Below are 20,253 nucleotides of genomic sequence, written 5' to 3'. Positions count from 1 at the left end.
ATCATGACATATCATCGCCGGTGCGCCCGTCGCCGCTAGCGCGACGTGCTGTGCGCCTGGCCTTCTGGCTCAGTCGTCGCCAGCGTTGCATGATGAACAGTGACGCGATCAATTCAGCGACCAGTCCGCCACGTTCTTCCTCGGCCAGGTCGCGTCGGCGGGAAAACCAGATCCAGCCGGTCACGGCCGTCCATAACAAGGTTTCGGCCTGCAGCCAGCGCGACTCGACTTCGAGAATCAGCCGTGCGCGCCGGGCCCGTTCCGTACCGACGGCGGTCAGTCGCTGCGCGCGCAGTCGCTCGAGTTCCCGCGCCTGGCGGCGCCAGGCGGAAATCATGGGTCAGTTCCCAGCATTTCACGGGTGGCTTCGAATTCCAGGCGCGAGCCCAGGCGTGACACGGCGCGGAAGACCAGTGCGGCGGCGCCCAGGTGCAAGAGCGCAAGAATGACTGCGATCGCCACCAGTGGCATGCCTGCCAGGGCTGATGCCCGCATGCCCGCGTACAGCACCAGTGCCCAGGCGAACATCAGGAAACCGGCGGCCACCACCACGCCGAACACCATCAGCACGAAGCTGGTGATGGCCAGCCGGGTTTCCGCCATGACCAGTTGGGCCGCAGACGAGAAACGCTGCCCGTAGGCAGCGATCCACTCGGTCAGCAGGCCCGCCGGGCCGCTGTCATCAGGGCTGGCCGCGCCCCCGGCGGGGGGCGGCCGGCTGTCGGTTGCTGACGTATTCACCTGCGCAGAAGTAGTGCGGCGAGCGCACCGGCGCCAAAGGCGATGCCCAGGGAGGCCAGTGGTCGTTCACGGACAAACTTGTCCAGCGTTTCGACCGTGTCGTCCAGTTTCGCCATGGCCTCGTCCTTGCCGGCGCTGGCCTTGTTGGCCATCTGCGCGGCTTCCTGGCGCAGTCGCTCTTCCAGGACCTCGGCCCGGCCAGCGGCCCGGTCAACGGCATCATGTGCCACGTCACGCGCCTTGTGGGTCGTCGGTGATGTATCGGCGGGTCGCGGCCCGGTGGCCGCCTGTGTTCCTGAAGTACTCATGGGTCATCTCCTTCGGTTCAATGTCAATGTTGAATCGTGGATCGTGTTACTCAGCAGTCCTTGTCTTGCGCGCCGGCGGCATCCTTGATGTCTTCACAGGCATCTTCGACCGCATTACCGGCATCTTCGGCCGCTTCATCGATCTTTTCACCGGCCTCTTCAAACGGACCCTGCTGTTCACAGGCAGCGAGTGAAAACGCGGCCAGGAACACACTCAAAGTTAGCATCATTCTGATATTTTTCATGGTTTGTACTCCTCAGTCTGTAAAAGGGTTCTTGCAGTCAGTCGTGTCGGTTATACCGGCGGCGATCCGCGTAATGCGCGGGCGACCAAGGCAATGACCAGCAGCACCAGGAATACGAAGAACAGGATCTTCGCGATACCCGCCGCGGCACCGGCGATGCCGGTAAATCCAAGCAGACCCGCGATCAGGGCGATAACAAGCAGTGTCAGAATCCAGCCAAGCATGATTATTCCTCCGTCTTGTGGTTCGCATCGACCGGCCTTTTGGCGGCCGGTTATTTCTCACGCGAGGCGCCGATGCAATGCGACTCTTGCTGGGTATGATGCAAATATCGGGCCAAATGCATTTAGGCCAGTCATAACAAAGATATACGAAAAGGGTGGGTGCATATCCAGGGTGCGGAACAAGCGTTCCTTGTAAATCTGACCGCGCAAAGGGCGGTATTTACACGGCCGAAACGGCGGGTGTCAGGGGGTGGGTGGCGATTGCGTACCGCGATCAGGCCAGTGGCGTCTTCGATGCCTCCCCGGCAACTTCCCGCACCAGCCTTGGCACCAGGTAGCCGGGCAATGCCTTACGCAGCCCGGCATGCAGGGCCAGGGCGCGGGATTCCGGCAGGTCAAAATGCGCGGCGCCTGTTACCCGGTCCAGTACATGCAGGTAATAGGGCAGTGCGCCGTGTGCAAACAGGGTCTCGCTGAGTTCGGCCAGGGTATCGATATCATCGTTGACGCCGGCGAGCAGCACCGATTGGTTCAGCAGCGTCATGCCCGCATCGAGGATGCGCTGAAACGCCTGGCCGACACCGTCGTCGATCTCGCGGGCATGGTTGGCGTGTACGACAAACACGGTCTGCACGCCTGCGGGTGACAGCGCGGCGAGCAGGCGGTCCGTGACCCTTGCCGGCAGCACGATCGGCAGGCGCGTGTGCACGCGGATGCGGCGCACGTGGTGGATGTCGGCGATGGTCGCGCACAGGTCCTCCAGCGCCGGGTCGTCTGCCACCAGGGGGTCGCCGCCACTGAGGATCACCTCGTGAATGTCCGGGGCCGCGGCCACGTAGTCCAGGGCCTGCGCCCAGTCCTTGCGGCCGACCCGGTTGCTGTCATAGGGAAAGTGGCGCCGGAAACAGTAACGGCAATTTACGGCGCAGCCCCCCGCCACGACCAGCAGGACCCGGCCGCGATATTTGTGCAGGATGCCGGCGCGGGCCACGGCGCCCTCGGCCTCGCCGGTGGGGTCGTCGCCGAAGCCCGGCGCGTCAAGCAATTCGTCGCCGGTGGCCAGCACCTGCCGCAACAGCGGGTCGTCGGGGTCGCCGTGACGCATGCGACGGACGAAGTCCCAGGGCACCTTGAGCCGGAAGCCCCGGCAGGCCGCTGCGCTGAAGCCCACCTGCTCGGGTGTAAGACCCAGCGCACACAGCAAGGTGTCGCCATCGCGGACCACGTCGGCGAGCTGGCGTTTCCAGTCGGTGCCGGAATGAAGGGTCAACGATGTAGGCGAGTTGGGCATCGGGAACAGGGGCGTGCGGTGTGGGCTCGGGAACGGCCCGTAGGGCGCAGGATATCACGCCCGGAAGCTGATAAATGCGGCACGAGCCGGTACAATACGCGGCTACCCCAACTGGCTGCGCGGCCGAGACCGCCGAGCCGAACCAATGTAAACCGGAAGCTGCCCGTCCGCGGCAATTCCCAGGAGTCTTTTTCATGACCGCATCCGTTTCGCGCCTCGTGCGCTCGTCGACGATGATCTTGGCCGCGCTGGCGGCTACACCGGCACTGGCTACCCAGGTGCTGTTCGAGACCCGCTTCGGCGATTTCACGGTTGAGCTGTATGACGACGAGGCACCGATCTCGGTCGCCAACTTCCTCGAGTACATCGAGTCCGGTGCGTACGAGAACTCGATCATTCATCGCAAGAGCGATGGTTTCGTGATCCAGGGCGGCGGCCACACCTGGACCGTGGAAGACACCTTCGAGCGGATAGAAACCCGTGACCCGATTGCCAATGAATCCGGTATTTCCAACACCCGTGGCACCATCGCCATGGCGCGGACCAGCGAGCCGGACAGCGCCACCAGCCAGTGGTTCATCAACCTGCGTGACAACGCCGAGTTGCTTGATGGTCCGACCAGTGGTGATGACGCCGGCTACGCGGTGTTCGGTGAAGTCATCGGCGATGGCATGGACGTCGTCGATATCCTGGGTTCCATCCAGGACTTCTACCTGAGCACGGTGTTTACCGAGATCCCGCTGTTCAACTACGCCACCGGTGAAGAGCGCAGCATCAACAACTACCTGTTCACCGACGTGTCCATCGTAAGCGACGTACCGCCTCCGCCGCCGCCGTTCGTTTTCAACGCCGGCGTCAATGGCGCCTGGTTCAACAGCACCGATACCGGCGAGGGCTTCTACCTGGATGTGCTGCCGGACATCGGCCTGGTGGCGATGGGCTGGTACACCTGGGATTCCGAGCTGCCTGGCATGGACGCGGAATCAGGCATCGGTGACCCCGGCCAGCGCTGGCTGTCGGCCCAGTCCGCGGCCGGCGCGCTGAATGGTGGCACCGACAGCGTCGTGCTGAACGTCTACAACGTCCGTGGCGGCCAATTCGACGATTACGGCATCGGCGCGGAACAACCGGAGGCGGTGGGCACGATCACGCTGAGCTTCGACGATTGCACCACCGGTACCGTGGATTACACGCTGGGCAGCTTTGGCGAGTCCGGCAGCATTCCGATCAGCCGCGTGGCGAATGATAACGTGGCGCTTTGCGAGGCGCTCGTCGAGGCAGCCGCGGACGTTCAGTAAGGCCCGTTCAGGGCTCCGGCGGCCTGCCGGGGCCCAGCAGGGTGAGTAGCGCGTCGTCGAGCATGACACGCCAGTTGCCCCAGTCGTGGCTGGCGCCACGATTCACATCCAGCGTGACCGCGTGGCCGTCCTCTTCCAGGACGGCCGCGAGTTTGCGCGCCGCGCGCAGGTTGTCGCCGCGCGTTCCCGCGGAAATGTATACCCTCAGCGGTTCCTGATCCCAGTCGCGGTAGAGCGGAAAAACGGCTTCCAGGTGCCGGTCACTGGCCGGCGAGTGCATGCCGATACCCGAAAACCGGGGCGAGGCCAGTGCGCCGAAACAGGCGCTGTTCAACCCGCCGAAAGAAAGGCCCAACACGTTGGTGTCCTCGCGGCGGACACTGATGGGGTACTGCTCGTACAGCGTGGGCAGCAGTTCCGCCGTGTAGAAGTTGGCGTACGGCACCTTGCACATGAACTCGCTGGTCCGGCGGTTTTCCTCCAGCCGGTCGGGGTTGCGGCTGTCGACAAACACCACGTAGGCCGGCGTGATTGCCCCGTCCGCGATCATCGAGTCCAGCACGTCGGCCATCCCACCGTCATCCAGGTACCACTGGCCATCGGTCACCAGTAGCACCGGGTATTGTTTGCCCGGGTCGATGGGGGAGGGTGTGTAGACGCGATACTGGAGCGTGTAGCCCAGTTGCTGGCTGTCGATACGGATATTGTCCGACAACTCCCCGGCGTGAGTACCGGTGGCCACCAGGGCGGCGGTCATCACGGCCAGGCAGTGCAGGCATCGGTTCATGGTGAGCCCAGTCTATCGCGGTTCATGGACATGGTGCGCAGGATCTCGGCCATCTCGGCCGCGGCACGCGGCGGCGCATCCGGGTCGGTGTAGACCAGGTAGACCTGCGCGTAGCGCTCTCCACCTTCGCGCATGGGTAGCGGCGCCAGCCGGCCCTCGTCGAGTTCGTGACGGATGGCCTGCTCGGGGAACCAGGCGAAACCCATGCCCATGCAGGCGGCCCGGATCTGGGTGGCCTTGTGACTGACCGTCCAGCGTTGCTCCGCGCCCAGCCAGCCGCCGCTGTCGCGGGGGCGCTCCTGCGCGCTGTCGCGGATGACCAGCTGGCGATGGTCGCGCAGGTCATCCAGCGTGACCGGGCGGCCCAGGTGGTGCAACGGGTGGTCGGGATGGGCGGCGGCGATGAAGCGGATGTCCAGCAACGGGTCACCGGCAAAGCCGCGCGGGACAAACGGCGTCAGTGCCAGGTCGACCCGGCGTTCCAGCAGGGCCTCGTCCATGCCACCCAGGACTGTCTCGTACAGCTGCACGCGGGTCTGCGGAAACCGGGCGCCGAACTGGTCGAGCGCTTCCAGCAGCACCCAGGTCGGGAATACGATCTCCACGGCCAGCCGCAATTCCGGGGTCCAGTCGGGGCCGAACTCCGCGGCGCCACGCTCCAGGCTGCCGGCGCGATCCAGCAGCGTGGTGGCGCGCTGGTACAGGACCTGGCCGCCCGGCGTCAGCACCGCGCGCCGACCCTGGCGCTGGAACAGGTGGACATCCAGCAATGACTCGATTCGGTGCACCGCGTAACTGACCGACGACTGGGTCTTGTGCAGCGCCTCGGCGGCCTGGGCGTAGCCGCCATGGTCGACCACGGCGACGAAGGCGCGCCATTGGTCCAGTGATACCCGTGGATTCAACATCGCTTCAGCATCGTCCTTCAACCTATCGAGTTATACGATATAAAACAGCAAAATATTCACATATATATTTAAGTATACGATGAATATCATGTGTCCAACACTCAATTTCGAACGAGGACGACACATGAAAACGCTACTGCACATCAATACCAGCCTGTTCTCCGACAAGGGCCAGTCGTCCGCGCTGGCGGCGCGCTATGTTGAGCGCTGGCAGGCGGCCAACCCCGGTGGCCGGGTGATTGAGCGCAACCTGGCCGAGCACCCGGTGGCGCACCTGGGCGCTGAGCGCTTCCAGGCTTTCCTCGCGGACGCCGCCGACCTGACCCCGACCCAGCGCCTGGCCCTGGCCGAGTCCGATACCTTTATCGAGGAACTGCGCGCAGCCGACGCCGTGGTCATCGGACTGCCGATGTACAACTTTGGCGTGCCGTCGGTGTTCAAGGCGTGGATCGATCACGTGGCCCGCGTGGGCGTGACCTTCCGCTACACGGCCAACGGGCCCGAGGGCCTGCTGGACGACCGCAAGGTCATGGTGTTTGCCGCCCGTGGCGGTATCTACCTGGGCACGCCCAGGGATACCCAGACCGACTACGTGACCCACGTGCTGAACTTCATCGGCCTTCGTGACATCGAGTTTGTCTATGCCGAGGGCCTGGCCATGGGTGAAGATATCCAGCGCCAGGCGCTGGAGCAGGCCCATTCGACCATCGACGCGCTGGCGGCCTGAGGGCCGGCGGGCGCGAACAGGTAAAAGGAGAATATCCATGAGCGATACAGGCAACCGACCCCTGGCCCGGGTGATCCCGGCCATGGCCACCTCCGATGGCGCCGGTGTGAAACTGCGCCGTAGCATCGGCGCCAATGGCGGCCATCGACTTGACCCCTTCCTGATGCTGGATGAGTTCGGCACGGACAACCCGCAGGACTACATCGCCGGTTTTCCGCCGCACCCGCACCGGGGTTTCGAGACCGTGACCTACATGATCGACGGCCACATGCGTCACGAGGATCACCTGGGAAATGTCGGCGAACTCAAAAGCGGCGGCGTGCAGTGGATGACGGCCGGGCGTGGCGTCATTCACTCCGAGATGCCGCAGCAGGACAGTGGCCGCATGCGTGGATTCCAGCTGTGGATCAACCTGCCGGCGAAGGACAAGATGCAGCCTGCCGCCTACCGCGACGTTCCCGCGGATGACATCCCGCTGTTGTCACTGGGTGACGGTGTGACCGCGAAGCTGATCGCCGGCCGACTCGCGGTTGGTGGTCAAACCACCGCCGGTCCGATCAACGCCGAACCCGGCGCAATGGCGACCGACCCGCTGATGGCGGACTTCACGCTGCCCGCGGGCACCGCCACGACCGTACCCGTGCCCGAGGGGCACCACGCGTTCGTTTACGTCTACGAGGGCGGTGTGCTGGTCGATGATCAGCCGCTGGCGATGCGCCAGGCCGGCATCCTGGGCGATGGCGCACGGCTTTCACTCGAGGCCGGCGCCGAAGACAGCCGGGTGCTGCTGGTGGCCGGTCGCCCGCTGGGCGAGCCGGTGGTCCAGTACGGCCCCTTCGTCATGAACACCCGCGAGGAAATCGACCAGGCGCTGGCCGATTACCGTGCCGGTGTGCTCACCGGCTGACGCTGGAACAGCTGGCGGATGTCTTCCAGCATCATGTACAGGCAGGGCACCAGCAGCAGCATGATGGTGGTCGAGAAGACGATACCGAAGCCCAGGGAAATCGCCATCGGCACCAGGTGGTAGGCCTGCAGCGAGGTCTCCATGATGATCGGCGTGACCCCGCCAAAGGTGGTCAGGGTCGTCAGGACAATGGGCCGGAACCGTCGTGTTCCGGCCTCCAGCACGGCCGCCTCCGGCCCCATTTCATCGCGCTTGCTGTTGGCGTAGTGGACCATGATCAGCGCGCCGTTGACGACCACGCCGGCCACGGCAACCACGCCCATCATGCTGACCAGCGACAGGTCGTAGCCCAGGATCATGTGGCCGAGTACCGCGCCGACCACGCCGAAGGGGATCGACATCATCACGATCAACGGCTGCACGTAGCTGCTGAATGCGATCGCCAGCAAGGCGTAGATGGCGAACAGGGCCAACGCGAAGCTGCCCCACAGGTTGGCGGTGGATTCGCGCATCTCTGCCTGGTTGCCTTCGAAGGTCCAGGTCAGCCCCGGAAAGTCGGCTCTTAACTGCGGCAGTGTTTCGGCGCGAATCGTATCAAGCAGGCGACCGGCGGCACTCTTGGGTTCCACGTCGGTGCTGACGGTAATCACCCGGCGGCCGTCACGGCGGTCGATCGAGCGGAAGGCGGTGCCCTGCTGCACGGTCACCACGTCCATAAGCGGCACTTCCACGCCATTCGGCGCCTGGATCACGAAGTCTTCCAGGTAGCGACGGTCTTCGCGTTCTGCTTCGGGCAGCTTGACGCGTATTTCCACCTCGTTGGTGCCGCGCAGGTGGCGCATGGCGACGGCGCCATAAAAGGCGTCGCGCACCTGGCGGCCGACATCGTTCGGGGTCAGCCCCAGTGCCCGGCCTTCCGGCATCAACGTAAAACTGAGCTGTGACTTGCCCGGCTGGTAGTTGGTGTTGACGCCGCTGGCCGCTTCAAAGGCCTCGAGCCGTTCCACAAGCGCTTCGCTGGCCTCGGTCAGGACATCAACGTCGGAATGACTCAGGTCGATCTCGATGTCATCGCGCCAGCCGCCCGGGCCACGCTCAGCCTCGAAGGTGATCTGGTCGACGCCGTCGATGTCGCCGATTTCCTGGCGCCACAGCTGGATTACGTCGCGGGCGGTCATGTTTCGTTCGTCCGGTGGCTTCATGACAATTTCGACATCGACGAAAGATGAACCGCCGCGGACATTGGTCTTGATGCCTTCCGCGGTCTGGTAAAGGTCGTGTTTCTCGAACATCCGGTGCGTGGCCTCGGTGACCTCGACGGCAATGGACGCGGCCTGGTCACGGGTGGTGCCGGTGGGCAGGCGCACGCCGGCCTCGATCTCGTCCGCGGCCAGTTCCGGCATCAGCACCATGCCCATGTGGTCGGACAGGGCGTAACCGCCGGTCACCGCCAGCAGGGTCACGGCAGCGGTCAATGAAATGTAGCGGTGGCGCAGGGCGGTGCCCAGGAACGGCCGGTAGCGGTTGTCGATCCAGTTGCTGACGCCGCGCGAGAAGCGGCGCTGCCAGCCGTGCATGGACTCGCTGACACTGGTGTGCGTGCGCTCGTGTACGTGCGCCAGGTGCGCCGGCAGGATAAACAGCGCTTCGGCCAGGCTGAACAGCAGAACCGCGATCACCACCGCCGGCAACGGCCACCAGTAGTTGCCGGTCACGCCGGGCAGGAACATTACCGGCAGGAACGCGACCACGTTGGTCAGGATGCTGAAGGTGACCGGCCAGGCCATTTCCTTCGCGCCCTTGATGGCGGCTTCCATCTTGCCCATGCCGCGCTCGCGGTATTCGTAGACGTTCTCGCCCACGACAATGGCGTCATCGACGACAATGCCCAGCGCCACCAGGAAGCCGAACATCGACACCATGTTGATGCTCACGCCCAGCCACGGCAGCACGGTGATCGAGCCGATAAACGAGATGGTCATCCCCATCATGATCCAGAACGCCAGGCGGAATTCGAGGAACAGGCTCAGAATGATGACGATGATGACAATGGCCAGCGCGCCGTTCTCCAGCAGCAGCGACATGCGGTCGTCGAAATCCTTGGCCGCATTGCCGTCGATGCGCCAGCTGATGCCGTCGGGCAGCGTGGTGTCGAGCTCTGCCAGCACCTCGTGAACGGCGGCGGCCACTTCCAATGGCGACTGCTCGCCGATACGGAAGACTTCCAGGTCGATGGAAGGCCGCCGGTTGAACTGGCTCTGGAATCCGACTTCCTCGAAACCGTCGCGGATCTCTGCGATGTCGCCCAGCGTGACCGGGCTGCCGGTCTCGGCGCTGCGGATGACAATCTGGCCGAGCTGGTCGGCCCACTGTTTGCGTTCCTCAACACGCAGCAGGATCTGGCCACCGCTGGTGTCGATGGAACCCGCCGGCACATCGCGACTGGACTGCTCGATAATGTTGCCGACTTCACCCAGGGTCAGGCCGTATTCGCGTAACGTGGATGAAGGAATTTCCACGTGGGTGATGTAATCCAGCGCGCCGCCGATCTCGACCTGGCTGATCCCCGGCTGGTTCAGCAACCGGTCGCGGACCCGTTCGGCCAACTTGCGCATGGTCCAGACATCGGCATCGCCGTACAGCGCGATCTCCATGACGTCACGGACGCGGTCCTGCAGGCGGACTTCGGGCTCTTCGGCATCTTCAGGGAACGTGCGCACCTGGGTGACGGCCTGGTCGATGTCCTGGAACACCTTGATCCGGTCAACGCCGGCGACCAGCTCCATCCGCACCCGGCCCTGGCCTTCCCAGGCATTGGACGTGATCTCGCGAATGCCGGTGACGCCACGAATGGCCTCCTCGATCGGCAGGATAATGCCCTGTTCAACTTCTTCCGGCGCGGCGCCGGGATAGCTGACGACGACTTCGACGATATCGAGCGCGAAGTCCGGATCGACCTCCTTCTGCATGGTCAGGGCGGTGTAGATGCCGCCGCCGATCAGGATGATCATCAGCAGGTTGGCGGCAATGGCGTTCTGCGCCATCCAGGCGATGGGGCCGCGGCGGATGCCGTCCTGTTCGAAAGCGCGGCTCACGGGCCTGCGCCTGCTTCGCGTGGCCGCAGCCGCAGTCCTTCCTTGACCGTGGCCAGGTTGGTCGCCACGACCTGGTCGCTGGCCTGCAGGCCTTCGCTGATGTAAGCGTAGCTGGCATCTTCGAACTGGATGACGACCGGCTGGATCGCCAGGACGCCATCGCGCATCAGCCAGACCGTATCACCCTGGCGTACCAGTTCCCGCGGCAGCTTGAGCGCGCCACTGATCTGCCGGCCGGAAATGCGTGTATCCATGAAGGCGCCGATGATCAGGCCGGGCTGGTCGGCGTTGGCAGCGGCCCGCGCCAACGGGTCTTCAACCACCACCAGCACCCGCGCCAGGCGCGTGCCGCCCTCCAGCTGGCCGACCAGCTGGTCGAGGTAACCGCGGCGGTACTGTCCCTCCGGCCAGGCCGAACGGTGATGGACGGTGACCGCGGAGCCCGCGCCGGGCTCGCCGTTGGCGAAGGCCAGCCAGCGAAGTTTGTCCAGCGGCACGGTGGCTTCCACCCAGTATCGTTCCAGTCCGACCAGGTGTGCCAGTGCTTCGCCGGTGCTCACCTGCGAACCCAGGTTCACGGCGCGTTCCAACACCAGCGCATCGAATGGTGCGCGAATCACGGTACGCTCGAGATCCAGCTGGGCCTGGGCCGCGGCGGCGCGCGCGGCGTTCACGCGGGCCTCTGCGCTCTGCAGCTGCGGCTGGCGCAGGATCAGCGACAGGTTGGCCGGGTCCAGGGCCTCGCCGCGGTCGGCTTTCAGGTCGCGGTATTCACGTTCGGCCTGGATTTGCCGGCCCTTTTCCTGCTCCAGCTCGGCAATCGCCTGTTGCAGCTCACTCTGGCGTTGCAACAGGGTATTGCGATAGTCGGCGTCCTGGATGCGCAACAGCACGTCGCCGGCGCTGACAAAACCACCCGGCGCCAGGCGGTCGGAAATGGCTGTTACCTCGCCGAACACGCGGGAACGCAGTTCAATTTCCTGCGACGGGCGCACCGAACCGAGGGCCTGGATGACGGGCTGGAAATCGCCGGCCTCGGGGCTGACGATATCGACCATCACGGCGGACTGGCGTACGGCGGTTTCCCGCTCGGCACCGGGCTCGGTATTGAAAATCAACGTCAGCAGCACGATGCCGATGACGGCGATCAGCGCGCAAACAATGAGCGTACGGGGCAGGCCGGGACGGCGCTTGTCGGGGGCAGCTTCGGAATTCACCTGTTGGGGGTCTCGTCAGTGTTGGTAAACGGTGAAGAATAACGTATCTGAGAATGATTCTCAGGTAATGGCCGGTACGAAAACGCCACCCGGAGCCTAGGCGTCACGGCGCTTGAACCTGGAGAGCATGACGGTGCCCAGGGCCAGCAGTATTTCATCAACAAAGGGCAGAATGTCGGGTACCAGCATGTCGGCCACGAACAACACCGCGGCGATAATCACCAGGATCGGAAATCGCAACGATTCAAACCAGCCGGTAAGCCCCTTCCGGGCTGTATTTCCGTCTGCCCTGCTCACCAGGGTAATGCCTGTCCCTGGGCGTGCCAGAACGTGCCGGTCGAGTCGTTATCGAGTTCATCCAGGCGTTCGACCAGGCCCGCCGCGGCCACGTCGGGCTCGACATCGCCGCCCATGCTCACCATATCGGTCTTGACATAACCCGGGTGGAGCAGGGCGACGGCTACGCCGCGCGGTGCAAGGTCGTGCGCCAGGTTGACGCCCGCCATGTTCACCGCCGCCTTGGACATGCGGTAGCCGTAGTTGCCGCCGGACTGGTTGTCCGCGAGCGAACCGACGCGGCTGGAGACAATGCCGACCTTGCTGCCAGCGACCAGGTTGGGTAATAGTGCACGCGTCAGCCACACCGGCCCCAGCGCATTGACCTCGTACTGTCGCAGGCAGTGTTCGCGATCGAGTTCGTCCAGGCCTTCGTAAATCATGATGCCGGCATTGGCGACCAGGACATCAATGGTCTGGCCCTGCAGCGACTTCGCCAGGCGGTCGAGGGCGGCCTGGTCGGTGACGTCGCAGTTTTCATGAACCTCGACGCCAAGCCCGTCCAACCCGCCCGGGTTGCTGCGGCACAGCGCGACAACCCGGTCGCCACGGTCGTGGTAAAGGCGAGCAAGCGCCAGCCCGATACCCCGGTTGGCGCCACTGATCAATACATTGGCCATACAGCAGTGTTCCGATTCTGAATCAGGCCGTCATTGTAGCAATGTGCCGTGAACGCCACGTCATGTTGAAATGGTGGTTACAAACCCGGAACATGCCCCGATGTCATTCCTGACCGACCTGAAACCGGATCTGCGCTGGTTGGCCAGCGGCTTTTTGTTGATGATGTTTTCGGGTTTCGGGCAGACCTACTACATCGCGTTGTTCGCAGGTCACATCAAGGCCGACCTGACGCTCACCGATGGCAGTTTCGGGGCGCTGTACGCGGTGGCGACACTGGCCAGCGCCGTGGTGCTGACCTGGGCGGGAAAGCTGGCTGACACCATACCGATTCGCTGGCTGAGTGCCGGCGTCATGGCCGGCCTGGCGCTGACCGCGGTATTGATGGCATACACCTACAATGCCTGGGTGCTGGCACTGGCGCTGTTTGGCCTGAGGTTTTTCGGCCAGGGCATGCTGACATTGACCGCGATGACCGCCATGGGCCGCTGGTTCAACCGTAAGCGTGGCCGGGCGGTGGCGGTGGCGGCGATGGGGATGCCGAGCGGGCAGGCGTTTCTGCCGGCGGCGGCCGTTGCGGTGATGGTGGCCACCAGCTGGCGCCAGAGTTGGCTGTATGCGGCGCTGATGCTGGCCGTGGTTGGCATACCGCTATTCCTGTACCTGCTTCACCATGAGCGCCACCCGACACGCGGGCCCATGGCCAGGGCGGGGCACCAACCGGATGATCGGCGTCACCAATGGACCCGGTCAGAAGTGCTCAGGCATGCCTCATTTTACTTGCTCATGCCGGTAATCCTGGCACCGCCATTCATTCTGACAGCCGTGTTTTTCTACCAGGTCAACCTGGTTGAACTCCGCGGCTGGCGATTGGAAATGTTCGCAAGTACGTTTTCACTGCTGGCGATCGTCAACGTGTTTGCGTCGCTGACGGCTGGCAGCCTGGTCGACCGCTTTGGCGCTCGCCGGCTGCTGGCAACCTACCTGGTGCCCATGGGTATCGCCACGCTGTTGCTTGGATTTTCAGGATCGGTTGCCGTCCTGCTGGTCGTCATGGCGTTGTTCGGTGTGACCATGGGCTGCGCCTCGGCAACTTCCGGCGCCCTTTGGGCTGAGCTCTATGGCATCACCCACCTCGGATCCATCCGCGCGGTGGTGACAGCGCTGGTGGTGATTTCCACGGCTGTCGCACCCGGGCTCGTCGGGTTACTGCTGGATGCCGGTGTGGCGCTTGAGTTGCAGCTGTTGGCAATGGGCGGGTACAGCCTGCTCATGGCCGGTTGGGCCGTTTGGCTGGTGCCGCGCCTCGGCGCCATTGCCTTGTCCGATGGAATTCCTGCCGGGGGATAGGAAAACCCTGTCTGCACCCTGCAAAAAATAATGCAGTTGCTATATTGTTAATTCGGGCTCGCGAAAAGGAGCCCTTTCCAAACCGGAAAGGGGTTGTCGGCATTCTCAGTTGGATCCGGAGAATGTCCCATGCCGACAGCATTCGCGAGAACTGCGGAACCGGATCCGAAAACTTCAGCGGGGTTCATCATCGAAGCATCCATTTCGGGCGTTGGCCGGATGGCACCGCTGTTCCCCATTTCAAAGAGAGAAAGGAGTCATTAATGAAATATCGCAACCGATGGCGATTGCTGGCGACGACGCTCGTCCTGGTACTCGCAGCCCTCCCGGTACATGCCGCGATGGTCAAGCAAATGGGTCTCGATGACCTGGTCGGCAATGCCGACAAGGTCTTCCGGGGTACCGTCCTCGATAAACAGGCTGGCACTGTTTCCTCCGGTGGTGGCGAATTACCGATCGTGATCTACACCCTGTCGGTGAACGATGCCATCAAGGGTGACTTTGGCCAGGGCAAAGCGGCCGAGGTGATCGAAGTTCGCATGTTTGGACGCCTGAAAGCCGAAACGACCCGCACTGGTAACCAGCGACTCGGTGGCCTGGACATGAACCCGGACCTTCGAGTGGGGCGTGAGTATGTCCTGTTCACCACCAAGCCGGGTAGCGGTGGGTTATCCACTACCGTGGGGCTGGGCCAGGGACTATTTGAAATGGTCCTGTCGGCCGGTGGCAATGAGCAAGCCGTGAATGGCTTCAACAACCAGGGCCTGTTTGATGGTCCGGTGGACTACGCGGATCTCATCGCGTCCGTCCGCTCATTGGTCAAATGAGGGGGATGAACATGAAAATGAGCAACCGAATTCTTGCATCCATTCTTCTCGCTGGCGGCGCCAGCGTGGTAGCCATGCCGGTCCTGGCAGCCGATTCGCTGGTTATTTGCGAACCGGGGCAACCTTACCTCTGGCCGGACGGCGGGGCGAACATCCCCTTCAACCCCGACCAGGGCGACCTGTCATCCGGGGCCATCAACAACGTTGACGGTGTTGCGCTGGTCCAGGAAGCCTTCGATAACTGGACCGCTTCCGGACCCTACTCGGTACCGACATCGGCGACCTACTCAAACGCCGGTCCGTTACCTGTCGACGTCGACTTCAGTAACTATGCCGATTACCTGGAATCGCCCGCCGAGGACGGTTTTTCGGCCATCGTATTCGACGCCACGGGAGAGATTTTCGATTTCCTGTATGGCGCCGGATCCGGCATCCTTGGTTTCGCCTCGCCGGAGTGGGGAGACCCCGCGACCTGTGAAATCACCGAGGGCTATTCCTTCCTTAACGGACCTGCCTTCAGCGACCTGCAATACGCCGAGGACGTCATGACCCACGAGTTCGGGCATTACTCGAATATCGGTCACGTGGAGCTGAACGGCCAGGTGGTTAATTGGGCGGAAGGTAACGACGACGGTGGTCCGACGCCGGACAATTCGACGTTTCCGCTGCCCCCGACCCTGGAAGGCTTCATTGAAACCATGTACCCGATTTACTTCGGGACCACGGCAGGTACGGAATCCCCGCATGCCGACGATGTGGCCTCGCTGGCCGCGCTGTATCCCGGTGCGACCTATGCGGACGATACGGGTTCCATTTCGGGAACCATCTATGCTGCAGACGGCGAAACCCGCCTGAGCGGCGTTAATGTTATTGCCCGTAACCTGGCAAATCCGTGGGAAGACGCTGTGTCAACGTTTTCCGGAACGTTTACGGATAACACGGACCAGTCGGATCCGTTTGTGGGTACTTTCACCCTGGGCAACCTGACGCCCGGTGCCGAGTACGCGGTGTTCGTGGACGAGGTGACTGCGCAGGCGGGCCGTTTCAGCAACCCGATCCTGACGACCCTGCCGGGGCCGGAAGAGTTCTGGAACGAGGACGAGGCCAGCACCAATCCGCCGGATGACGTGACGGTCTACACGCCAATAATGGCCACAGCGGGAGTTGCCGAGACGGGGATCGACGTGATCTTCAACCAGCCCTCTCCGGGTGACCCGCTACCGGTGGGCCTGGATGGGTTCGTGGAGCTGCCGTTGCCGTTCGATTTTGGCTTCTGCGGCGAGACCTATCGGTCGGTGTTCGTGCAGGCCAACGGCAACCTGACCCTGGGTGCGCCGGATACCAGCTTCCTGAACTTCGCACCGAGCGTCGCCAGTTTCCTGGGTGACTCTCCACGGATCGCGCCGTTCTGGGACGACTACAATGTTGGTGCCGGCGGTATCGTGACCTTCGACTATGGCAAGAACTGGCTGACGGTGATCTGGGAAGGCGTACCGGAGTATGTTTCTACCGGCTCCAACACGTTCAGCGTCACCCTGAAACGAGCCAATAACGGCATCGTCTTCGACTACGGCGAGATGTCGTCGGTCGATGGGTTGGCAGGCGTGTCTTGCGGGGGCGCAGTCACCAGCGGTTATGAAACCGAGACTGATCTTTCTGCACTGACGGGCATGACCATCAACCTGAATAACGCGCCGGCAGTCTTCGAGTTTTTCGAAGACGACGACGGCGACCTGTCAGGAACCATGCTGAAGTTCAACGGCACCACGAACTACAACGACAACTGGGCGGAGAAAAACGATACGCCCAACAAGGCGCGCAGCCTGAACCTGCCGTTCAGCAGCGCCGATGTCACGCGGTTCACCGAGATCGAGCCCACCGGGGCCGATATCGACTGGTACCGGTTCCAGACCGAAGGCCTGAATTCGCTGGACGTTAATATCGCGTCAGGCCAGTTGGACAGCCTCATCGGGTTGTTCGATGGCGCCACGGGTGCACTGATCGCGCAGGATGACGACGGTGGTTCAGGACTGTTGTCCCGGATCAGTGCGATTGGTCTGCCGGCAGGAACGTATTACCTGGCAGTGACCACCTATCCCGATTTGGGTTTGACGGGCGAAGGCGGTTCAGGCGGTCGTTACGTTCTGGAGATCGCCGAGAGCAACGCGATTTCGGTCAGCCTGGGTGACGACGATTCCGTCGAAATCCCGCTGGGCTTCAGCTTCCCGTTCAACGGTGCCAGCTACGGCTCAGTGTTCGTGAACTCGAACGGCAGCCTGACGTTTGGTGGCGGCGATACCGACTTCTCGGAGTCGGTTTCGGAGTTCCTTGCGGAACTGCCGCGTATCGCTCCGCTCTGGGATGACCTGTCACCGAACAACGCTGGCAGCGTCTCGGTTGAACTTGGCAGCGGTGAGATGACGGTAATCTTCGACTCGGTGCCCGAGTTCATCAGCACCGGGGCGAACACTTTCATGGTCACGCTGCGCGACGACGGCAGCTTTACCATTGAGTATGGTGCCGTTTCCGCGACTGATGGCCTGGCCGGGGTTACCGAAGGCGGCGGCGTCGCCGACCCCGGTGAAACCGACCTGTCAGCGGCCGGTGCCCTGAGTGCCAGTGGGACGACTTACGAGTTGTTCACCGGCGACCAGGACCTGTCCGGCATCGTGCTGGACTTCAACCCGTAGTACCGGAAACCTGTTTCGACAGGTGAAAGCAAAAGCGGCGGGCCTGGCCCGCCGCTTTTTTTATGGCTTCTATATGGTTACTTACGCGGACCGTTGCCGTGAGGCGGTGTTGAAACGCCTTCAAAGGCCCAGACATCGCCCGTGAGGGTGACAACGTAGGCCGAGTTGCCGATCAGTTCAAATGATGTGGGACGATCCAGGTCCTGCGCCAGCACATCAAGCGTACCGTCGCCATTGAATGCGATGAGCGACCCGGAGTCGGCATAGGCGGGTGAGCCTTCAGCGGCGTGATCCCAGACGCCCTGTGACAGGCCGTAGAGGCGACCGTGTTCCTGCGGCGCGCGGGATACTTCAACGTCCACCAGTAGCAGTCCGCCCGAGGCGACTGTGGACGCTTCGCCCGTCAACGGGTCCAGGGACAGCACCTTGCCGTCCTTCGGCAAATGCGGCACCGGACCAGCCTGGGCCATGAAAATGCGATTGCCGCGAACCGACAGGCCGGTAGGCACTTCGTTGGCGAAGCTGGAGAACTCGCTGATTACGCCATCGGTGGTGACGTGAAGCACCCGGTTATGGTGCCCGTCCGTGACCAGCAGCGCCCCCTGGAACGCCTCCAGCGCGTACTGCACGCCGGTGGGGACGAAATAGTCAAAGATGATGGTGGGTTCGTTGCTCGCCGACCAGAAACCAAGGTTAGCGATCGGTTCATTGTCCCCAGGGCCGTTCACCCGGTAAATGCCGACGGGCGTGGGGTTATCAGGGTCGTCGCCGACGAAGTCCACGAGCGTCACCAGCACATAGGCGGTGTCGCCTATGAAGGCGATATCCATCGGGCCACCAAGTCCGACGCCCGGAATCTGTGGCGGGAGACCCCAGGTGAACAGGTCGTGATCGCCGGTTTCCGGATCGATCCAGGTTACCTCGCCACTGACAGACTCGGTCGTGTAGAGCAGTCCGTCTGGCCCAACAGTGCTGCCGGACCCGCCACTGAGCCCGCTGACCAACTGGGCGTTGGCTGACAAGGGCACGGTCGCCAGCAACAGGCCCCCCAGGACTGCTTTGCGCCATTGGAACATTCTCATAATCTGACCTCCTTCGCTTTCGAGTTGATCACGGTCAGTTACGACCGCGGTCGCGTGATTTCACGCGTTCATCAAAAGCCTAGTCAGTGGTCAGTCAAACACTCCATAATTTCGACGAAATTTCGACGAAATCGTCCTAGTTGCGGTAATCGAGGGGCGGCACGCGGTCGCCCAGCAACGGCACATACTCGAAGCTTTCCCCTCGTGCGGCTTGCCATTCGGCGGTCGCAGTTTCACGAAGTTTGGGGTTCTGGTACAGCTCAATCGCGGCCAGCGCCAGGGTTTTGGCGGCCACTTGTGTGCCCTTGACGCCAATGCTTGTGCCGCTGGCGGCCACTGCCTGCCAGCTGTGGCCCGGCGTGCCGGGTACCCATGTCGCGGTCCGCAGGCCAACGGTCGGCACCACCTGCGAGACGTCGCCGACATCCGTGGAGCCAAAGCCCACGCCCGTGTCGTACTCGCGGATCTCCGTCTCGGAACCCAGTTCGCGTGAAGGGTTGTCGAACGTGGCGTAAATGTCTTCCGCCCACGCCTGCTCTTCGGCGTTGTATTGGACGCCGCCAACCTGGCGCAGCTTCTGGTCCATCATCTTCGCCAGTGTTTCGACCACCAGCAGCGGGTTGTTGCCATGGATGACTTCCCACTCAACCGTGGTACCGGTGCCCTCGGCGGCGCCGCGGGCGGTGGCTTCCAGGCGTGGCCAGAGTTCAAGTAGCGTCTCGGTGTCCGGGTGGCGCAGGTAGTAAAACACTTCGGCAAAGTCTGGCACCACGTTCGGGGCGTGGCCGCCCTCGGTAATGACGTAGTGCATGCGCGCCGAGTCCGGGATGTGCTCGCGCATCATGTTGGCCATCATGTTCATGGCCTCGACCCCGTCCAGCGCCGAGCGGGCCCGATCCGGATTACCGGCGGCATGGGCGGAAATGCCGCTGAAACGGAACTTGGCAGAGCGGTTGGCCAGCGAGCCACGGGCGCCGGCCCAGTTCTCGCTGGACGGGTGCCAGTGCAGGACAAAATCGACTTCGTCAAACACGCCTTCGCGGACCATGTAGACCTTGCCGCTGCCGCCTTCCTCGGCCGGCGTGCCGTACAGGCGAATGGTGCCGTCGACGTCATTCTCATCAAGCCACTGCTTGACCGCGATGGCGGCCTCCACGGAACCGGCGCCAAACAGGTTATGGCCACAGGCCTGGCCGGCGCCCTTGCCATCGACCGGGTCGCGGTGCGGCAGGTCGGACTGGTTGATGCCGGGCAGGGCGTCCATTTCGGCCAGGATGCCGATCACCGGGCCGCCTTTACCGGCCTCGGCGACAAATGCGGTCGGGATGCCGGCAATGCCGGCCTGGATCTCGAACCCTTCGTCGGCCAGGGCCTGCTGCATCAGCTCGGTGCTCCGGGTCTCCTGGTAGCCGACTTCGGCCCATTCCCACAGCGCCCGGGCAAGGGTTTCGGTTTCGCCGTAACGATTGTCGATCCCCGCCAACACATCGGAAATCTCATCCGCATACACGGGGGTTGTGGCCGCAGCCAGGCAGAACACCAGCGCAGGTAGGTTGGCTCGCATCAGTGGTTTTCCTTGTCGATTGGTCGCGGACAAATGGT

At 63.1% G+C, this 20,253-nt stretch carries 20 protein-coding genes; 6 read left to right on the top strand and 14 right to left on the bottom strand.

What is annotated here, in order from left to right; translation table 11 throughout:
* Window position 1: 1 nt before the first annotated feature.
* The 6 genes from F3N42_RS05725 to epmB all read right to left on the bottom strand — a co-directional run bounded on the left by F3N42_RS05725 (window position 2) and on the right by epmB (window position 2,809).
* Window positions 2-337 (bottom strand): hypothetical protein, encoded by a 336-nt coding sequence (locus F3N42_RS05725; protein ID WP_150863434.1) that lies wholly within the window; start codon window positions 335-337, stop codon window positions 2-4.
* On the bottom strand, window positions 334-741 hold the full coding sequence (locus tag F3N42_RS05720; RefSeq protein ID WP_150863433.1) for a hypothetical protein: 408 nt from the start codon (window positions 739-741) through the stop codon (window positions 334-336). The genes F3N42_RS05725 and F3N42_RS05720 overlap by 4 nt, the downstream gene beginning before the upstream one ends.
* Window positions 738-1,049: a glycine zipper domain-containing protein gene (locus F3N42_RS05715; protein WP_150863432.1), complete on the bottom strand. Its 312-nt coding sequence runs from the start codon at window positions 1,047-1,049 to the stop codon at window positions 738-740. The genes F3N42_RS05720 and F3N42_RS05715 overlap by 4 nt, the downstream gene beginning before the upstream one ends.
* Window positions 1,050-1,099: 50 nt before the next feature.
* The gene (locus tag F3N42_RS05710; protein ID WP_150863431.1) at window positions 1,100-1,294 is read right to left on the bottom strand and encodes a hypothetical protein; all 195 of its coding nucleotides are present in this window, start codon (window positions 1,292-1,294) and stop codon (window positions 1,100-1,102) included.
* Between the two features lie 50 nt (window positions 1,295-1,344).
* Window positions 1,345-1,518 carry a DUF1328 family protein gene (locus F3N42_RS05705; RefSeq protein WP_150863430.1) on the bottom strand — a complete coding sequence of 58 codons (174 nt, stop codon included), beginning with the start codon at window positions 1,516-1,518 and terminating at the stop codon, window positions 1,345-1,347.
* Between the two features lie 274 nt (window positions 1,519-1,792).
* Entirely contained in the window at window positions 1,793-2,809 is a 1,017-nt protein-coding gene (gene epmB / locus F3N42_RS05700) for an EF-P beta-lysylation protein EpmB (RefSeq protein WP_150863429.1), read from the bottom strand.
* A gap of 194 nt (window positions 2,810-3,003) precedes the next feature.
* Between epmB and F3N42_RS05695 the strand changes: the two genes are divergently transcribed.
* Window positions 3,004-4,107, top strand: coding sequence for a peptidylprolyl isomerase (locus F3N42_RS05695; RefSeq protein WP_191621249.1), 1,104 nt, complete (start codon window positions 3,004-3,006; stop codon window positions 4,105-4,107).
* Between the two features lie 7 nt (window positions 4,108-4,114).
* Here F3N42_RS05695 and F3N42_RS05690 read toward each other — a convergent pair whose 3' ends face one another.
* Complete coding sequence (locus F3N42_RS05690) at window positions 4,115-4,894, bottom strand: alpha/beta hydrolase (RefSeq protein ID WP_150863427.1); 780 nt, start codon at window positions 4,892-4,894, stop codon at window positions 4,115-4,117.
* Complete coding sequence (locus F3N42_RS05685; RefSeq protein WP_224784752.1) at window positions 4,891-5,799, bottom strand: LysR family transcriptional regulator; 909 nt, start codon at window positions 5,797-5,799, stop codon at window positions 4,891-4,893. The genes F3N42_RS05690 and F3N42_RS05685 overlap by 4 nt, the downstream gene beginning before the upstream one ends.
* Window positions 5,800-5,926: 127 nt before the next feature.
* Between F3N42_RS05685 and F3N42_RS05680 the strand changes: the two genes are divergently transcribed.
* On the top strand, window positions 5,927-6,529 hold the full coding sequence (locus F3N42_RS05680) for an FMN-dependent NADH-azoreductase (protein ID WP_150863425.1): 603 nt from the start codon (window positions 5,927-5,929) through the stop codon (window positions 6,527-6,529).
* Between the two features lie 37 nt (window positions 6,530-6,566).
* Window positions 6,567-7,436, top strand: a complete 870-nt coding sequence (locus F3N42_RS05675) for a pirin family protein (protein WP_150863424.1) — start codon at window positions 6,567-6,569, stop codon at window positions 7,434-7,436.
* Here F3N42_RS05675 and F3N42_RS05670 read toward each other — a convergent pair.
* From F3N42_RS05670 to F3N42_RS05660, 4 genes are all read right to left on the bottom strand, one after another.
* Window positions 7,409-10,531, bottom strand: a complete 3,123-nt coding sequence (locus tag F3N42_RS05670) for an efflux RND transporter permease subunit (protein ID WP_224784750.1) — start codon at window positions 10,529-10,531, stop codon at window positions 7,409-7,411. The two genes, F3N42_RS05675 and F3N42_RS05670, sit on opposite strands and share 28 nt — an antisense overlap.
* Entirely contained in the window at window positions 10,528-11,748 is a 1,221-nt protein-coding gene (locus F3N42_RS05665; protein ID WP_150863423.1) for an efflux RND transporter periplasmic adaptor subunit, read from the bottom strand. Before F3N42_RS05665 ends, F3N42_RS05670 begins: the two co-directional genes overlap by 4 nt.
* Before the next feature lie 96 nt (window positions 11,749-11,844).
* Window positions 11,845-11,988, bottom strand: a complete 144-nt coding sequence (locus F3N42_RS15590) for a DUF6116 family protein (protein ID WP_191621248.1) — start codon at window positions 11,986-11,988, stop codon at window positions 11,845-11,847.
* Window positions 11,989-12,041: 53 nt separating this feature from the next.
* Complete coding sequence (locus tag F3N42_RS05660) at window positions 12,042-12,704, bottom strand: SDR family oxidoreductase (protein WP_150863422.1); 663 nt, start codon at window positions 12,702-12,704, stop codon at window positions 12,042-12,044.
* 100 nt (window positions 12,705-12,804) lie between these two features.
* On the opposite strand from F3N42_RS05660, the gene F3N42_RS05655 reads away from it, so the two are divergent.
* From F3N42_RS05655 to F3N42_RS05645, 3 genes are all read left to right on the top strand, one after another.
* Window positions 12,805-14,052: an MFS transporter gene (locus F3N42_RS05655; RefSeq protein WP_191621247.1), complete on the top strand. Its 1,248-nt coding sequence runs from the start codon at window positions 12,805-12,807 to the stop codon at window positions 14,050-14,052.
* 122 nt (window positions 14,053-14,174) lie between these two features.
* Window positions 14,175-14,879: a hypothetical protein gene (locus tag F3N42_RS05650; RefSeq protein ID WP_150863420.1), complete on the top strand. Its 705-nt coding sequence runs from the start codon at window positions 14,175-14,177 to the stop codon at window positions 14,877-14,879.
* A 17-nt stretch (window positions 14,880-14,896) separates the two neighbouring features.
* On the top strand, window positions 14,897-17,569 hold the full coding sequence (locus F3N42_RS05645) for a hypothetical protein (protein WP_150863419.1): 2,673 nt from the start codon (window positions 14,897-14,899) through the stop codon (window positions 17,567-17,569).
* Between the two features lie 77 nt (window positions 17,570-17,646).
* On the opposite strand, the gene F3N42_RS05640 is transcribed toward F3N42_RS05645, so the two are convergent.
* A complete protein-coding gene (locus tag F3N42_RS05640) occupies window positions 17,647-18,651 on the bottom strand; it encodes a hypothetical protein (RefSeq protein WP_150863418.1) in 1,005 nt (334 codons plus the stop codon).
* A gap of 136 nt (window positions 18,652-18,787) precedes the next feature.
* Window positions 18,788-20,215, bottom strand: coding sequence for an amidohydrolase (locus F3N42_RS05635; protein ID WP_150863417.1), 1,428 nt, complete (start codon window positions 20,213-20,215; stop codon window positions 18,788-18,790).
* Between the last annotated feature and the right edge of the window lie 38 nt (window positions 20,216-20,253).

The organism is Marinihelvus fidelis (assembly GCF_008725655.1).
Lineage (GTDB): Bacteria > Pseudomonadota > Gammaproteobacteria > Xanthomonadales > SZUA-36 > Marinihelvus > Marinihelvus fidelis.
The sequence above is the reverse complement of the archived record's forward strand: the minus strand, read 5'-3'. Positions and strand labels throughout refer to the sequence as shown.

Bases quoted from the DNA above. Each gene is read 5' to 3' on its own strand.
- F3N42_RS05650 (WP_150863420.1), top strand. From the start codon at position 14,175: ATGTCCCATGCCGACAGCATTCGCGAGAACTGCGGAACCGGATCCGAA.
- F3N42_RS05655 (WP_191621247.1), top strand. From the start codon at position 12,805: ATGTCATTCCTGACCGACCTGAAACCGGATCTGCGCTGGTTGGCCAGC.
- F3N42_RS05660 (WP_150863422.1), bottom strand. From the start codon at position 12,704: ATGGCCAATGTATTGATCAGTGGCGCCAACCGGGGTATCGGGCTGGCG.
- F3N42_RS05715 (WP_150863432.1), bottom strand. From the start codon at position 1,049: ATGAGTACTTCAGGAACACAGGCGGCCACCGGGCCGCGACCCGCCGAT.
- F3N42_RS05725 (WP_150863434.1), bottom strand. From the start codon at position 337: ATGATTTCCGCCTGGCGCCGCCAGGCGCGGGAACTCGAGCGACTGCGC.
- F3N42_RS05695 (WP_191621249.1), top strand. From the start codon at position 3,004: ATGACCGCATCCGTTTCGCGCCTCGTGCGCTCGTCGACGATGATCTTG.
- epmB (WP_150863429.1), bottom strand. From the start codon at position 2,809: ATGCCCAACTCGCCTACATCGTTGACCCTTCATTCCGGCACCGACTGG.
- F3N42_RS05705 (WP_150863430.1), bottom strand. From the start codon at position 1,518: ATGCTTGGCTGGATTCTGACACTGCTTGTTATCGCCCTGATCGCGGGT.
- F3N42_RS05640 (WP_150863418.1), bottom strand. From the start codon at position 18,651: ATGAGAATGTTCCAATGGCGCAAAGCAGTCCTGGGGGGCCTGTTGCTG.
- F3N42_RS05690 (WP_150863427.1), bottom strand. From the start codon at position 4,894: ATGAACCGATGCCTGCACTGCCTGGCCGTGATGACCGCCGCCCTGGTG.
- F3N42_RS05675 (WP_150863424.1), top strand. From the start codon at position 6,567: ATGAGCGATACAGGCAACCGACCCCTGGCCCGGGTGATCCCGGCCATG.
- F3N42_RS05710 (WP_150863431.1), bottom strand. From the start codon at position 1,294: ATGAAAAATATCAGAATGATGCTAACTTTGAGTGTGTTCCTGGCCGCG.
- F3N42_RS05635 (WP_150863417.1), bottom strand. From the start codon at position 20,215: ATGCGAGCCAACCTACCTGCGCTGGTGTTCTGCCTGGCTGCGGCCACA.
- F3N42_RS05645 (WP_150863419.1), top strand. From the start codon at position 14,897: ATGAGCAACCGAATTCTTGCATCCATTCTTCTCGCTGGCGGCGCCAGC.
- F3N42_RS05680 (WP_150863425.1), top strand. From the start codon at position 5,927: ATGAAAACGCTACTGCACATCAATACCAGCCTGTTCTCCGACAAGGGC.